Source organism: Arthrobacter oryzae (assembly GCF_031454875.1).
In the GTDB taxonomy this organism is placed as follows: Bacteria; Actinomycetota; Actinomycetes; order Actinomycetales; family Micrococcaceae; genus Arthrobacter; species Arthrobacter oryzae_D.
This window is the reverse complement of sequence record NZ_JAVDRQ010000002.1, coordinates 426,319-441,319: the sequence shown is the minus strand read 5'-3', so window position 1 is coordinate 441,319 and position 15,001 is coordinate 426,319. Positions and strand designations below refer to the sequence as shown.

At 67.3% G+C, this 15,001-nt stretch carries 15 protein-coding genes; 6 read left to right on the top strand and 9 right to left on the bottom strand.

Annotated elements, in window-relative coordinates:
* Positions 1-2: 2 nt before the first annotated feature.
* The 6 genes from tsaD to J2805_RS05305 are packed head-to-tail and all read right to left on the bottom strand — an operon-like array spanning position 3 to position 5,284.
* The gene (gene tsaD / locus J2805_RS05330) at positions 3-1,094 is read right to left on the bottom strand and encodes a tRNA (adenosine(37)-N6)-threonylcarbamoyltransferase complex transferase subunit TsaD (protein ID WP_309970260.1); all 1,092 of its coding nucleotides are present in this window, start codon (positions 1,092-1,094) and stop codon (positions 3-5) included.
* Positions 1,091-1,582 carry a ribosomal protein S18-alanine N-acetyltransferase gene (gene rimI / locus J2805_RS05325; protein WP_309970597.1) on the bottom strand — a complete coding sequence of 164 codons (492 nt, stop codon included), beginning with the start codon at positions 1,580-1,582 and terminating at the stop codon, positions 1,091-1,093. Before rimI ends, tsaD begins: the two co-directional genes overlap by 4 nt.
* A 56-nt stretch (positions 1,583-1,638) precedes the next feature.
* Positions 1,639-2,310 (bottom strand): tRNA (adenosine(37)-N6)-threonylcarbamoyltransferase complex dimerization subunit type 1 TsaB, encoded by a 672-nt coding sequence (gene tsaB, locus J2805_RS05320; protein WP_309970257.1) that lies wholly within the window; start codon positions 2,308-2,310, stop codon positions 1,639-1,641.
* Positions 2,310-2,930, bottom strand: a complete 621-nt coding sequence (tsaE, locus tag J2805_RS05315; protein ID WP_309970254.1) for a tRNA (adenosine(37)-N6)-threonylcarbamoyltransferase complex ATPase subunit type 1 TsaE — start codon at positions 2,928-2,930, stop codon at positions 2,310-2,312. Before tsaE ends, tsaB begins: the two co-directional genes overlap by 1 nt.
* Positions 2,927-4,150: an alanine racemase gene (alr, locus tag J2805_RS05310; RefSeq protein WP_309970252.1), complete on the bottom strand. Its 1,224-nt coding sequence runs from the start codon at positions 4,148-4,150 to the stop codon at positions 2,927-2,929. Before alr ends, tsaE begins: the two co-directional genes overlap by 4 nt.
* A gap of 42 nt (positions 4,151-4,192) precedes the next feature.
* Positions 4,193-5,284: a PfkB family carbohydrate kinase gene (locus tag J2805_RS05305; RefSeq protein ID WP_309970249.1), complete on the bottom strand. Its 1,092-nt coding sequence runs from the start codon at positions 5,282-5,284 to the stop codon at positions 4,193-4,195.
* 93 nt (positions 5,285-5,377) lie between these two features.
* Here J2805_RS05305 and J2805_RS05300 point away from each other — a divergent pair, with 93 nt between their 5' ends.
* From J2805_RS05300 to J2805_RS05280, 5 genes are all read left to right on the top strand, one after another.
* Positions 5,378-6,823, top strand: coding sequence for a family 4 glycosyl hydrolase (locus tag J2805_RS05300; RefSeq protein WP_309970246.1), 1,446 nt, complete (start codon positions 5,378-5,380; stop codon positions 6,821-6,823).
* Between the two features lie 230 nt (positions 6,824-7,053).
* A complete protein-coding gene (gene mshA / locus J2805_RS05295; RefSeq protein WP_309970243.1) occupies positions 7,054-8,319 on the top strand; it encodes a D-inositol-3-phosphate glycosyltransferase in 1,266 nt (421 codons plus the stop codon).
* 65 nt (positions 8,320-8,384) lie between these two features.
* Positions 8,385-10,082, top strand: a complete 1,698-nt coding sequence (locus J2805_RS05290) for a formate--tetrahydrofolate ligase (RefSeq protein ID WP_309970241.1) — start codon at positions 8,385-8,387, stop codon at positions 10,080-10,082.
* Between the two features lie 179 nt (positions 10,083-10,261).
* Complete coding sequence (locus tag J2805_RS05285) at positions 10,262-10,924, top strand: hypothetical protein (RefSeq protein ID WP_309970238.1); 663 nt, start codon at positions 10,262-10,264, stop codon at positions 10,922-10,924.
* 34 nt (positions 10,925-10,958) lie between these two features.
* Positions 10,959-11,219 (top strand): DUF559 domain-containing protein, encoded by a 261-nt coding sequence (locus J2805_RS05280; RefSeq protein WP_309970235.1) that lies wholly within the window; start codon positions 10,959-10,961, stop codon positions 11,217-11,219.
* Positions 11,220-11,296: 77 nt separating this feature from the next.
* Here the strand turns inward: J2805_RS05280 and J2805_RS05275 are convergent, their stop codons facing one another.
* Positions 11,297-11,806 carry a DUF2306 domain-containing protein gene (locus J2805_RS05275; RefSeq protein WP_309970233.1) on the bottom strand — a complete coding sequence of 170 codons (510 nt, stop codon included), beginning with the start codon at positions 11,804-11,806 and terminating at the stop codon, positions 11,297-11,299.
* Positions 11,807-11,905: 99 nt separating this feature from the next.
* Between J2805_RS05275 and J2805_RS05270 the strand changes: the two genes are divergently transcribed.
* On the top strand, positions 11,906-12,529 hold the full coding sequence (locus J2805_RS05270) for a MerR family transcriptional regulator (protein WP_309970230.1): 624 nt from the start codon (positions 11,906-11,908) through the stop codon (positions 12,527-12,529).
* Positions 12,530-12,646: 117 nt separating this feature from the next.
* Here the strand turns inward: J2805_RS05270 and J2805_RS05265 are convergent, their stop codons facing one another.
* Positions 12,647-13,732 carry an inositol-3-phosphate synthase gene (locus J2805_RS05265; protein WP_309970228.1) on the bottom strand — a complete coding sequence of 362 codons (1,086 nt, stop codon included), beginning with the start codon at positions 13,730-13,732 and terminating at the stop codon, positions 12,647-12,649.
* A gap of 174 nt (positions 13,733-13,906) precedes the next feature.
* Entirely contained in the window at positions 13,907-14,944 is a 1,038-nt protein-coding gene (mgrA, locus tag J2805_RS05260) for an L-glyceraldehyde 3-phosphate reductase (RefSeq protein WP_309970225.1), read from the bottom strand.
* Positions 14,945-15,001 lie beyond the last annotated feature (57 nt).

Genomic DNA, 15,001 nt, shown 5'->3' with positions numbered 1-15,001 from the left:
GGCTAGGCCGAAACCGTGGTGACCGGCATGGACGAGTCCGGGGCGAAACCTATGCCGCTGGGGTCGATGCCGGCCATGACCAGCTGGGCACCCAGGGCGGCCACCATCGCACCGTTATCAGTGCACAGCTCGAGCGGCGGAACGGTCAGCCTGATCCCGGCCGAGGTGCAGCGCTGTTCGGTGAGCTGCCGCAGCCGCGAATTTGCCGCCACGCCACCGCCGAGCAGAAGTTCGGTGATGCCGTTTTCCCGGCAGGCGAGCACCGCTTTTGCCGTGATGACGTCCACCACTGCCTCCTGGAAAGCCGCGGCGATGTCTGCGACCGGCACCTCTTCCCCGCGGGCCTCGAACTGCTCCACGCACCGGGCGACGGCGGTCTTCAGTCCGCTGAAGGACCAGTCGTACCGGTGCGGGCCGGGTTCTTCAGCGGTGCCCATGTACTTGGGCTGCGTCAGCCCGCGCGGGAACCGGATGGCTTTCGCGTTTCCGGTGCGGGCGAGCCTGTCGATGGCCGGTCCGCCCGGGTAACCGAGCCCCAGGAGCCGTGCCACCTTGTCGTAGGCTTCCCCGGCAGCGTCGTCGATGGTGGATCCCAGCAGCTCGACGTCGTCGGTGATGCTCCTGATCCGGAGGATTTCGGTGTGCCCGCCGGAGACCAGCAGGGCGCCCAGGTTCTCCGGCAGCGTGTTGGCCGGCAGCGGGCCGCCGCCGTCCGGCTGCAGCAGGCCAACGCCGACGTGCGCCACCAGGTGGTTGATGGCGTAGAGGGGCTTGCCCGTGGCCACGGCGAGCGCCTTGGCGGCGCACACGCCCACCATCAGCGCTCCCGCCAGCCCGGGACCGGAAGTGACGGCGATCGCGTCGACGTCGTCGAGGGTTACCCCCGCCGCCGCCAGGGCTTCCTGGAGAGTGGGCACGAAGGCATCAAGGTGGGCGCGGGACGCGATTTCCGGGATGACGCCGCCAAAGCGCACATGCTCGTCCATGGAGGACGACACGGTGTTGCTGAGCAGGGCGGTTCCGCGCACGATACCTACGCCCGTTTCATCACAGGAGGACTCGATGCCCAGGACAAGGGGCTGCGTTCGGTTCATGGGGTGTCTGCCTCCGTAGCCGGCGAGTGGTCTGTGCTGTGCGGTCGTGCCACAAGGCTGGAGTCCTGGAGCTGGAGCCGCATGATCAGGGCATCAACGCCGTCCCGGTAGTACCTCGGCCGGACGTGGATCTGTTCGAAGCCGAACCGCCGGTAAAGGCCCTGGGCGCGGGGGTTGTCCGCCCGGACTTCCAGCAGCACGTCCGCGGCCCGGCGACGCCGGCTTTCGGCAATGAGCTCGGTCAGCAGGGCCGAGCCGATGCCCTTGCCTTCGCATTCGGGCACCACCGCGATGGTTTGCACGTCCGCGATCGGTTCGATGCACATCAGCCCGGCGTAGCCCACAATCTCACCGGCAACCTCGGCCACGAGGTAATGGCGGGTCTCGGCCTGCGCCAGTTCGTCATGGAACATCTGGAGCGGCCACGCGTCGACGGGGAACAGCCTGCGTTCGAGCACGTGCACTGCGGGGATGTCCGCCCCGTTCATGCTGCGCAGCGTCACCCCGGCCGGTGCGGTGCCGGTTCCTCCCCCGGCAATGCCGCTCACAGTGCACGCTTCCGGGGCCCTGGCACCTGTGCGTCGGACTCGCGGAGGTACAGCGGTGTGGAGTCCAGCAGCTGCTCCCCTGCAGCGAGCCTGGCCAGGGCGAACTGGCCCAGGTAGAGGGCATCGGGCTGCTCGGAGCTGAAGTCCGGATCGGCGCGAAGGACGTCCTCGTAAATGCCGGCGCCGGCGCCGAAGGCCGGGAGGTCGGGAAGGTCTGCCGCGAACCCCACATGCGGGCCGTCCACCAGCTGGGGCAGCTGGCCGTCGGCGAGTGAGTAACGGGCCCAGTAAACCTCTTTGCGCCGGGCGTCCGTTGCCACCAGGAATTCCGGCACGGCAGAGGTGGATTCCGCCACTTCCAGTGCCATGGCGTCCAGGCTCATCAGCCCGTACAGGGGTTTGCCCCACACATAGGACAGGGTCCGCGCCGTGGCGATCCCGGACCGCAGTCCAGTGAACGGTCCCGGGCCCACACCGGTGACAACCGCGTCGATATCCGCGCCGGTGACTCCCGCGTCGGCGAGGAGGGCGTCGATGCCGGGGGCCAGCACTTCGGCATGGCTGCGGGTGTCCTCAGTGGAGAAACTCGCCAGCACCCCTTCCGGCGCATCGTCCGAAACCAGCGCCGCGCTGGCGACGGCTGACGTGTCGATGGCAAGGATAAGCATTAGGAGTTCCCTTTCAGGGCGGCAGGGAGCAGGGGCTGTTCAGCCCAGCGCGGCCCGAAGCCGCGGATCACGATGGTGCGGGGCTCGTCGTCGTCGTCCGTGTCGAAGTCCAGCACACCGTCCGTGTCGCCGGCGGGGTCCGGTAGGGACGCAGCCGCCGCGGAGGTACCCGGTAAGGCCGCGCTCAGCGCGGCGGCGCCCAGCGGCCGGTGGAGTTCGACGTCGAGCAGGCTGTCGTTCAGGTGTTCCACCCGCCCCCGGCCCCACTCCACCACGGTCACGGTGCTGTCCAGGGTGTTTTCGAGGTCGATGTCATCGATTTCCGCCGCGGATTCCAGCCGGTAGGCGTCCACGTGCACCAGGTCGGGCCCGCCGGGGCGCGGCCCGTCCGGAAGGTTCGGGTGGATGCGGACCAGGACGAATGTGGGGGAAATGATGCCGGCCCGCACCCCGAGGCCTTCGCCGAGCCCCTGGGTGAAGGTGGTCTTGCCGGCTCCCAGCTCACCCGTCAGGATGACAAGGTCGCCCGCCTCGAGGACGGCACCGAGGGCCGCGGCGAGGGCGTGCGTTTCCTCGGCGCTCTGGACTGTCAGGGACAGTTCCCACTGCTGATCGCTCATCTTCCCTCCCCCTGGCTGTCGGCGGGTCCTTCGTTGATGTAGCGCCGCGGGACACGCGGGCTGATCCGCGTCACGATCTCGTAGTTGATGGTGCCCGCCGCCCGGGCCCAGTCATCCGCCGTCGGCCCGCCGTCGGCACCGTCGCCGAACAGGACCGCTTCGGCTCCCAGCACGCTGGCTCCGCCGGACGCCACACCGCGGGGTCCGAGGTCGATCACCATCTGGTCCATGGCGATCCTGCCCACCACCGGGTAGTTGCGGCCTTCCACCCGGACGGGACCGCCCGTGGCCACGCGCGGCACGCCGTCGGCGTATCCCAGCGGTATCAGACCCAGGGTGCTGGCGCCGCCGGTGTGATAGTTGAGCCCGTAGGAGACGCCCTGGCCGGCGGGGACGTCCTTGCAGTGAGACACCTTGGTGCGGACGGTCATGGCGGGGCGGAGTCCCAGCTCGGCCGGAGACTGGCCTTCGAAGGGTGAAAGCCCGTAGATGCCCAGGCCCACGCGGACCAGGTCAAAGTGCGTGTCCGGGCGGGAAAGCGCGGCGGGGGTGTTGGCCAGGTGCCGGACTTCGGGGTCCACCCCGGCGTCCTCGGCGATGGCCAGGACTTCGCGGAAGGCCTGCAGCTGCTCGTCCGTTTCCGGGCGCTGTGGTTCGTCTGCCACGGCGAGGTGGGAGAAAATTCCCACCACGCGGAGCAGGCCCTCGTCCTGGTATTCCATGGCTTCGCCCACCAGGCCGTCCCAGGCGTCCAGCGTTGCGCCGTTCCGGCCCAGTCCCGTGTCCACCTTGAGGTGGATACGCGCGGGCCGTTCCTGCTCACGGGCTGCCAGGACGATCTTTTCCAGTTCCCAGCCGGAGCAGCCGATGTCGATTCCGGCGGCAACAGCGGCACCGAAATTGCTCTCCGGCGTGTGCAGCCAGGCAAGCAAAGGGGCCTCAATGCCCGCAGCACGCAGGGCCAGCGCCTCGGAAATATGCGCAACACCAAGCCACCGCGCCCCGGCCTCGAGCGCTGCCCGGGCCACAGGAACGGCACCGTGCCCGTAGGCATCCGCCTTCACCACGGCCATGACCTTGGCGGGCGACGCCACCGCCGCGATGTGGCGGACGTTGTGCCGGATGGCGTCCAGGTCGATCACTGCTGAGCGTTCGTTGGCGGGGCCGGGCGCGGCGTCCGGGACGGGCCGGACGTCGCCGCCTGCTGCTGGGTAAGTCACCCTAGTGATTCTAGTGGCGGCGGGGCGGGCGGCTTAATTCGCCTAGGCGTCGGAGAGGTGGGCGATCGTGGCGGTGGCCCGGCGCATCGCCTGCGGGGGGACATCGCGCACGATCTCCTCCAGGAAACTGAAGCGCCGCAGCCACTGGCTGCTTTGCCGTTCAGGCCGGGCGTTGGCCCGCTTCCACCAGTCGGCGATGTCCCCCCAGCCCGGCGCTGCCAGGGACCCGCCCACTTCCTGTACCGCCAGGGACGCGCACAGGTTCGCGAACCGGAGCCGGTCCGCCAGCGGCCAGCAGGCCAGGCTACCCACGATGAACGCGGCGCCGAAGCAGTCCCCGGCCCCGGTGGGGTCGTAGGCCGAGACCGGCAGGGACGGCACCCATTCCTCCTCCCCCGTTTCGGAGTCCACGGCCATGGCGCCCTGGGGTCCCAAGGTCACCACCGCCACGGGAACCCGGTCAGCGAGCGCATACAGAGCTGCCCACGGAGTGTCCCTGCCGGTGAACGCCATGGCCTCGCGCTGGTTGGGCATAAAGGCGTGGAAATACTGCAGGTTGTCCAGCCGGGTGCCGGACCATTTGCCGGTGGCGTCCCAGCCGACGTCGCCGAAAAGCTTGACCCCGGCGCTGTGCGCGGCAACGGCCCACGGGGCGAGGTCCTCGTCCAGGTCCGCGACGGCGGCGAGCGCCGCGGGCGGATCACCGATCAGTTCCGATGAGGTTACCGGCGCGGGATGCCCGTGGGTCACCATGGAGCGGTCGTGCTGCACGCTGAGGGATACAGTCACGGGCGAGTGCCAGCCGGGGACGCGCTTGGAAAGGGACAGGTCAACGTGTTCCTGGGCAGCCAGGATCTTCCAGTTGTAGTCCCCGTAGCCGTCGTCGCCGAACGCAGCCGCCAGCCCGGTCCGCAGCCCCAGGCGGGCGGCGGCGATGGCCTGGTTGGCAACCCCTCCCGGGCAGCTGCCCATGCCCTCGCTCCAGATCTCCGTGCCCGGCTCCGGTGCGTGCGGCAGCCCGGTAAAGATGATGTCCTGGAAAACCGTCCCGGTCAGGAGCAGGTCAAAGCTCCCGTCCGCGGGCGTGCGGACGTGGGAGAGCGGGTCGAACCGGCGCTCTGGTATCGCGTCCATGTTCGGCACACTACGCCCTCGTGCGTGCCCTGCAAAGTGCCGCGCCGGGGCGGGACCGGGCCCGCGCGGCCTGCCCGGAATAGACTGCGTGTTATGCGGCTCATGATTGCCGGTGGCGGCGGGTTCCGGGTCCCGCTGGTGTACCGGGCGCTCTCCTCCGGCCCGTTCGCGGGGCTGGTGCGCGAGCTGGTCCTGTTCGACGTCGACCCCCTCCGGCTCGCCGCGGTCAAGGCCGTCCTGTTGTCGATGGGTTCTGCCTCGGACGGGCCGGGTCCTGCCCGAAGCGGCCCTGCCGGGTCCGGCCCTGCCAGGTCCGGCCCTGCCAGGTCCGGCCCTGCCGTCAGCACGACCACCTCCCTGGCCGAGGGACTCGACGGCACGGACATGGTGTTCGCGGCCATCCGCCCGGGCGGCACGGCGGGCCGGATAGCGGACGAACGCGTAGCCCTCGGCCTGGGCCTCCTGGGCCAGGAAACCACGGGCGCCGGCGGCATCTCGTACGCGCTGCGGTCCATTCCCGGGATGCTGGAGCTGGCCCGCGAAATGAAGCAGCGTTGCCCGGAGGCCTGGCTGGTCAACTTCACCAACCCGGCCGGGATGGTCACCGAGGCACTGGTCCCCGTGCTGGGCAGCAAAGTGATCGGCATCTGCGATTCGGCCGGCGCCCTGGTTCAGCGGGCGGCCCGCGCCGCCGGCGCACCGCTGCCTGAGGGAAAGCTCGACGGCGTGGGCTACTACGGGCTCAACCACCTCGGCTGGCTGTACCGGCTGGAGGCCGGCGGCAAGGACCTGTTGCCGGATCTCCTGGCGGACGCGCAGGCCCTGTCCGGGTTCGAGGAGGGAAGGCTCTTTCCGCAGCCCTTCCTCCAGTCCCTGGGCTGCCTGCCCAACGAGTACCTGTATTACTACTACGACACCGGGCGGGCCGTCGGGGCCATCCGGGGCATGCCGCAGACCCGCGGCGAGTCCATCCACGAGCAGCAGTCCGGGCTGTACCCCACGCTTGCCGCAGCCGGCCCCCGGGCCTTTGAGCTCTGGGACGCTGCCCGCCGTTCCCGTGAGGAGGGCTACCTGGCCGAGGCCCGTGCCGGCGGCGAACAGCGGGACGAGGAAGACCTCGCCGGCGGCGGGTACGAGCGCGTTGCCCTCGGCGTCATGCGTGCCCTCTCCGGCGGAACTTCATCCGGCGGTGCCGGAGGTGTTGGCGGTGCCGAGCTCATCCTTAATACCCCCAACGCCGGTGCGATTCCCGGGTTGCCGGCGGACGCCGTCGTCGAGGTTCCCTGCAGGGTGACCCCCGACGGCGCGGTGCCGCTGCCACAGGACCGCCCGGCCGCCGCACAGCTGGCCCTCATGCAACGGGTGAAGGAGGTGGAGCGGCTGACGGTGTCCGCGGCGGCGCACGGCCGGCGTGACGACGCCGTCCGGGCCTTCGCACTCCACCCGCTCACTGACTCGGACGAGCTCGCCGTCGAACTGCTCGCCGGCTACGAAGCGGCGTTTCCGGAGCTCGGGCTGCTGTGGCGCGGCACGGATTAGGCCCGGAGTACGGGCCGGAGGAGTAGTACCGGTCAGACTTCCAGGTTTGCGCATACGCCGGACCAGTCGGCGTCGGTCGCGGGACGATTCCGATGCCAGTTTCAGGGCCGGCTGCGTGCCGGCTGAATCTGCGGCTGCCGGGCGCTGTGAAGAACGCGGCGCTGTGAAAGCCGGGGCGGTACAGGAGTAGTGTTTTATCGGATGCAGTTCCGCCAGCTGAAGGGAGAGCCGTGACTCTGATCCGCCGTGTCGCACTCCTCTCCCTGCACACCTCGCCCATGGAGCAGCCCGGTTCCGGTGATGCCGGCGGTATGAACGTCTACGTGCGGGGGCTCGCCTCGGCGCTGGCGGCGAGCGGCGTGGAGGTGGAGATCTTCACGCGGTCAACGTCCGCGTCACAGCCCGCCGTCGAACACCCGGACCCCGGCGTGTGCGTCCACAACGTGATCTCCGGCCCGCCGCGAAAGCTGCCCAAAGAGGAACTCCCGGAGCTGCTGCACAGCATGGTGGCGGAGATCGAGCGCATCCGGCAGCGTCAGCCGCACGGCCGGTACGACGTCATCCATTCGCACTACTGGGTCTCCGGGGTGGCCGGCCTGGAGCTCTCAGAGCTCTGGGGCGTGCCGCTGGTGCACACCATGCACACCATGGCCAAGGTCAAGAACCTCCTCCTGCACTCCGGCGAGAAGCCCGAACCGCGGCGGCGCGAGGACGGCGAACACCGGATTGTGGACGGCGCGGCACGGCTGATCGCGAACACCCCGGCTGAAGCCGCCGAGCTGGTCTCGCACTACAACGCCGACTTCGACCTCATCGACGTGGCTCCCCCGGGCGTGGACCTGACGGTGTTCACTCCGGCGTTCCGGAGCCGTTCCCGCGCGCAGCTCGGAGTGCCTGCCGGCAAGTTCCATCTGCTGTTCGCCGGCCGGATCCAGCGGCTCAAAGGCCCGCAAATCCTCCTGAAGGCGGCGGCCCTGCTCCGCTCCCGCCGCCCGGACATCGACCTGCAGGTCACTATTTTGGGTGCACTCAGCGGGGCCAAGGACTTCGATCTGAAGTCGCTGATCGGTGCCGCGGGAATGGACGACGTCGTCACCCATCATCCGCCGGTGAACGCACCGGATCTGGCCGCCTGGTTCCGCGCCGCCGACGTGGTGCTGATGCCGTCCTACAGTGAATCCTTCGGGCTGGTGGCGCTGGAAGCCCAGGCCTGCGGGACCCCCGTGGTCGCCACCAGGGTGGGCGGACTGTCCCGGGCCATTTTTGAAGGACGGACCGGCCTGCTGGTGGACGGGCACAAGGCGGCGGACTGGGCGGACGTCCTGGAGGCGCTCTACGACGATCCCGCCACCCGCGAGGACATGGGGCGGGCGGCAGCCCTGCAGGCCCAGAGCTTCGGGTGGCAGCGGACCGCCGCCATCACGCTGGAAAGCTACCATGCCGCCGTCGACCAGTACGTTGACAGTCACAGAATTCCGGTGGGCCACACGCCGTAAGCCGGGCAGTGCCGGGCGGGAACCCCCGAACGGCTTTCCCTGAAGCCACGAACTGAAGGACGAAGATGTCTGACACCAACGCCATGAGTGACCTCGAAATCGCCCAGCGCGCCACCATGCGGCCCATCGGGGAAATCGCCGCCGCGGCAGGAATCAATGCCGACGCCCTGGAACTCTACGGCCGGTACAAGGCAAAGATTGATCCGGCAAAGCTCACGGCGCCGGCCGGTGCTCCTGACCGTCAGCCGGGCAAGGTGGTGCTCGTCTCGGCCATGTCACCTACTCCGGCAGGCGAAGGGAAGTCCACCACAACAGTGGGCCTGGCCGATTCGCTGGCCCGGGCCGGCCGGAAGGTGATGATTGCGCTGCGCGAGCCGTCGCTGGGTCCTGTCCTGGGAATGAAGGGCGGGGCCACCGGCGGGGGTTACTCCCAGGTGCTGCCCATGGAGGAAATCAATCTGCACTTCACCGGGGATTTCCATGCCATCACCTCCGCGAACAACGCACTCATGGCATTGGTGGACAACCACATTTTCCAGGGCAACGAACTCAACATCGACCCGCGACGGATGACGTTCAAGCGGGTACTGGACATGAACGACCGTTCGCTCCGCGAAGTGGTGATCGGCCTGGGCGGGCCCGTGCAGGGCATTCCACGGCAGGACGGATTCGACATCACTGTGGCCTCGGAGATCATGGCGGTATTCTGCCTGGCAACCGATATTGCCGATCTCCGGTCCAGGCTGGGCCGCATCACCTTCGGCTACACGTACGACCGTGAGCCCGTGACGGTGGCAGACCTGGGAGTTCAGGGCGCCCTGACCATGCTGCTCAGGGATGCGATCAAGCCCAACCTCGTGCAGACCATCGCCGGGACGCCCGCGCTGGTGCACGGCGGACCGTTCGCCAACATCGCCCACGGGTGCAATTCGCTGATCGCCACCCAGACGGCCCGCCGGCTGGCGGACATCGTGGTCACCGAAGCCGGCTTCGGCGCGGACCTCGGTGCCGAAAAGTTCATGGACATCAAGGCTCGGGTGGCAGACGTGGCGCCGTCCGCCGTCGTGCTCGTAGCAACCGTTCGGGCGCTGAAGATGCACGGAGGGGTGGCCAGGGGCCGGCTGAAGGAGCCCGACGTGGAGGCCCTCGCCACTGGTGTGACCAACCTCCGGCGGCACATCCGGAACGTCGAGAAGTTCGGGATTACACCGGTGGTGGCCATCAACAAGTTCGCCACGGACAGTCAGGAAGAGCTCGACTGGCTGCTGGAGTGGTGTGCCGGGGAGGGCGTGCAGGCCGCTGTGGCCGACGTCTGGGGCCGCGGCGGCGGCGGGGACGGCGGCGACGAACTCGCCGCCAAGGTGCTCACAGCGCTAGACGCTCCGCACAGCTTCCGGCACCTGTATGCGCTGGAATTGTCCGTGGAGGACAAGATCCGGACCATTGTGCAGGAAATTTACGGGGCCGACGGCGTGGATTTCTCGGTCCCTGCCCTCAAACGCCTGGCCGACATCGAGAAGAACGGCTGGGCCGGCCTGCCAGTGTGCATGGCCAAGACGCAGTACTCATTCAGCGACGACGCCACCAAGCTGGGCGCGCCCAAGGGCTTCACGGTCCACGTCCGCGACCTCATTCCGAAGACGGGCGCAGGGTTCATCGTGGCGCTGACGGGCGCCGTGATGACCATGCCCGGCTTGCCGAAGGTTCCGGCGGCCATGCGGATGGACGTGGACGACACCGGCAGGCCCGTGGGCCTCTTCTAGACGCTCTCTCACTTCCCGCCGGTTCCACCCCAACGCTCTCTCACTTCCCGCCGGTTCCACCCCGACGCTCTCTCACTTCCCGCCGCCTTTCCCCCAACGCTCTCTCACTTCCCGTGCCCGCAGGGACTACCTGTGGATATCTTCTGCGGCATCATCGAGTTTCGCGTCACAATGCCAGCATGCAAAAGTGCAACAATCTTCCTCGACCGCTGGCAACTGCTCCGTTCACGTTGGATTCGGCGCGGGCTTCAGGAGTTTCCCCGGACCGGCTGCGGCGGAAGGATGTGGTCCACGTTGGACGCGGACTGTACCGCCCCTCGGACTGGAGCTTCGAACTGGAAGGCGCGGCACGGGCGTTGTCTGCCGCATCGCCCGGTGCCTGGATTTCGCACGTCACTGCAGCACGGCTTCGGTGCCAGCTGTTGCCGCCCTGGCTCGCGGACTCGACGGAGCTCCATCTGAGCAAGCCCGTGTCCTTGCCCTCGGTGCGCCGCAAAGGCGTTTTCGGCCATACGGTCTTCGCCCAGGAGGACGAAATTGAATCGGTCGACGGCATCCGGATCACCACCCGGTCGCGGACGTGGCTGGATCTGGCGCGGCGGCTGTCTGTAAGTGACCTCGTGTGCATGGGCGATCAGCTAATCCGCGTTCCGCGAGTGGACTTCGAGGGCCGGACGCAGCCCTACGACACCCTGGATGGGCTCCGGTCCTTGGTCAGCCGCCATCCAAATTTGCAGGGCATTGTCCGTGCTAGGGAAGCCTTGGACCTGATGCGCGTGGGGGGCGGACTCCGCACCCGAATCGCTGCTCCGCTTGGCGATGGCCGATGCTGGCCTTCCTGAACCGGACCTCCAGCTGGTGTTGCGGGACGGCGCTATGACCCCGAGCGCCTATCTTGGCTACCGACACCGGCGGATTGCCATCCAGTACGACGGCGAGCATCACCTTCTTGACGCTCAGTCCCTGAGTGACAGGCGGCGGAACAAGGCGTTCGAATCGGCTGGATGGACAGTCCTGATATTCAACAAGGACGATCATGCTGACGGCTTCCAACGCGCCATCGGAAAGATCAAGCGGACGCTACGTACTGCGTGGCTGGATCATCCCCATGTAGCCGGCTTCGCCGACGCGGGGTGAGAGAGCGTCCCGCCACAGCCCACCAAATGTGAGAGAGCGTCCCGCCAAAACCCACCAAAGGTGAGAGAGGATCGGAACTAAACGCGCAGGAAGTGAGAGGGGGTCTGGTCCTTTGAACCGCTCGATGCACCCGCGGAGCCGCCGCGCTTGAGGGAAACGAACACCACCAGCACGCTCAGCACCACCAGCCCGGCAATGTAGGCCGCGGTGGCCGGGTCCTGGGCGAGGAGCTGCGGAATGGCCCGTCCCGGCACGGCGACGGCAAAGGCGAACGCCACGGCAATGCCGATGTAGCTGCCGATCATGTTGCCCAGGTGCGACCGGATGTTGCCACGGATGGCGCTGACCAGGCCAAGGGTGACCGTCACGATGGTGAAGGCGGACAGCCCGTGCAGCCAGGTGAAATGCCCGGCGGTCACAATCCAGAAACTGCTGAGGCAGACGTAGTACATGGCGGCTACCCACAGATAGCCCATGGTGCGGTGGATGCGGTCACGGCGTCGCCGGAGGATTTGAATGGGGCCGATCGCGAGGACGAACAGCGCGGCGATCACATGGCTGACAAGCAGTACATTCCAAGGCTCCATATGATTAGGATAGAGCTACTATCCAACTCGTGTACATCAGGATAGTTGGCGCCGGTTCCGCTATCCAACGGTCCCGGAGCCCTGCAGGAAGGGGCGCGCATGCAGCTCAAGGAACTGAGCGGGCGGACGGGAGTCTCCGCCGCCAGCATCAAGTACTACCTGCGCGAGGGCCTGCTTCCGGCCGGCGAGACCATCCATGCAACGCGTGCACAGTATTCCGCCAGGCATGTCGAGCGGCTCGAACTGATCCAGGCGCTCCGCCGTATCGTCGGGCTGAACATCGAACAGATCCGCGGCCTCCTCAAAATCGCCGACGACGGCGCCCCGCGCCTTGCGCTCCTGGCTGCCGTTCAGCGCGTGGTGCTGCACCTGGACACCCCCGCCGCCGGCGGTGGCGACGTCCGCGCACCGGCGACTGACGCCGTCGTGCGCCTCCGGAACTGGCCCGATTATCCCAGCGATGCCCGAAACGCCCTGAACGCCCATCTCGAGCTGATGAAAAGCCTCAATATCCCGGTGTCCGGCGAGCTCCTGGACAACTACAGCAAGGCAATGGACGACGTCGCCGAGCTCGACATTGCAGCCACGACGGCCCCGGACAGCGACGACCAGCTCATCCTCACCGCTGCCGTCGGCATGCACATGCACAGCCAGCTGTTGCTGAAGCTCCTCGCCCTTGCCCAGGCCAGCCATGCTATCCGGCGCTACGAACAGGGCCCTTAACGCGCGAAGCTCCCCCACGGAAGTGAGAGAGCGTCGTGCCAAAACCTGCAGGAAGTGAGAGAGGATCGCCCAAAAAACTGCAGGAAGTGAGAGAGCGTCGCGGGAAAGCGGAAGGGCTTAGCGCTCCAGGTCTCCGCGGATGAAGGCCTCGACCTTTTCACGGGCGAGGTCGTCGTTGAACTGCTCCGGCGGGGACTTCATGAAGTAGCTGGACGCGGAGAGCAGCGGGCCGCCCACGCCGCGGTCCAGGCCGATCTTGGCGGCGCGGATCGCGTCGATGATGACGCCGGCGGAGTTGGGTGAATCCCAGACCTCCAGCTTGTATTCCAGCGAGACCGGGGCGTCGCCGAAGTTGCGGCCTTCGAGGCGGACGAAGGCCCACTTGCGGTCGTCGAGCCACTGGACGTAGTCGGACGGGCCGATGTGGACGTCCTTGGCGGCCAGCTCGGCTTCGACGTTGGAGGTGACGGCCTGGGTCTTGGAGATCTTCTTGGACTCGAGGCGGTCGCGTTCCAGCATGTTCTTGAAGTCCATGTTGCCGCCGACGTTGAGCTGGTACGTGCGGTCCAGCGTGACGCCGCGGTCTTCGAAGAGCTTGGCCATAACGCGGTGCGTGATGGTGGCGCCGATCTGGCTCTTGATGTCATCGCCCACGATCGGGACTCCGGCGGCGGTGAACTTGTCGGCCCACTCCTTGGTGCCGGCGATGAACACGGGCAGCGCGTTCACGAAGGCCACACCGGCGTCGATCGCGGCCTGGGCGTAGAACTCGGCGGCTTCCTGCGACCCGACGGGCAGGTAGCAGACCATGACGTCAACCTTGGCGTCCTTGAGGGCCTGGACGACGTCGACCGGCTCTGCAGGGGACTGCTCGATGGTTTCGAGGTAGTACTTGCCAAGGCCGTCCAGGGTGTGGCCGCGCTGGACGGTCACTCCGGTGGGCGGAACGTCGGCAATCTTGATGGTGTTGTTTTCGCTGGCCAGGATGGCGTCGGCCAGGTCAACGCCGACCTTCTTGCCGTCCACATCGAAGGCTGCAACGAATTCAACGTCGTTGACGTGGTACTTGCCGAACTCCACGTGCATCAGACCGGGGATCGTGGCCTTGGGGTCGGCATCCCGGTAGTAGTGGACACCCTGGACCAGGGAAGCAGCGCAGTTACCCACACCGACGATGGCAACACGAATCGGATTTGAAGACACGGAACTCCTTTGAGAACAAACTTCACGTGCCCTGCGCGGCAGCACTCTGATGTGCTGCGACGGCTGATGGGCACAGCGCCATTGGGCGCCCTTGCATTCTAACTAACACCGCCGGGGCCGGAGATGTTCCCGGCCGGCCCCGGCGCCTGTGTTACGCGCTCTGTTGCTCCCTGGCTACTTCTGCGCCCAGAGGTTGATATCGGATTCGACGGCGAACTCGTCGATCGCTGTGAGCTCATCCGGGGTGAACGCCAGGTTGTTGATGGCGGACAGGGTGTCCTCCAGCTGCTTGACGCTGGACGCGCCCACCAGTGCGGACGTGACCGGTGTGCCCTTGGGCTGGTCACGGAGGATCCAGGCGATGGCCATCTGTGCCAGCGACTGCCCGCGGTCCGCCGCGATCTTGTTGAGTCCGCGGACCCGGTCCAGCTTGTCCTCGGTGAGGGCCGACTCGGACAGGAACCGTTCCTTGGCCGCACGCGAATCGGCCGGGACGCCGTTCAGGTAGCGGTCCGTCAGCATGCCCTGGGCCAGCGGCGAGAACGCGATGGAACCCGCGCCGACCTCTTCGAGGGCCTCGTACAGGTTCGGCGTTCCGTTCTCGGTCCAGCGGTTCAGCATGGAGTAGCTGGGCTGGTGGATGAGCAGCGGGGTGCCGAGTTCCTTGAGGATCCGGGCCGCCTCGATGGTCTGCTCGGGCGTGTAGGAGGAGATGCCTGCGTACAGCGCCTTGCCGGAGCGCACGGCGTAGTCCAGTGCGCCCATGGTTTCCTCCATGGGTGTTTCCGGATCCGGGCGGTGGCTGTAGAAGATGTCCACGTAGTCCAGTCCCATACGCTGCAGGGACTGGTCCAGGCTGGAGATCAGGTATTTGCGGGAGCCCCACTCGCCGTACGGGCCGGGCCACATGTAGTAGCCGGCCTTGGTGGAGATGACCAGCTCGTCACGGTACGGCTTGAAGTCGTCCTGCAAGTGGCGGCCGAAGTTGGTTTCGGCGGAGCCGTCCGGCGGACCGTAGTTGTTGGCCAGGTCAAAGTGGTTGACGCCCAGGTCGAAGGCGCGGCGGAGGATGGCGCGCTGCTCATCAAATCGCTTATCGTCGCCGAAGTTGTGCCAGAGGCCAAGGGAAATGGCCGGAAGTTTGAGGCCGCTGCGTCCGACGCGGCGGTAGGGCATGGATTCATAGCGGTTGTCCGCTGCCGAATAAGTCATACGATCTATCCTGCCAGCTGTGACGCAGGCTACAGCCAACAAGTCCGTTGTTACGCC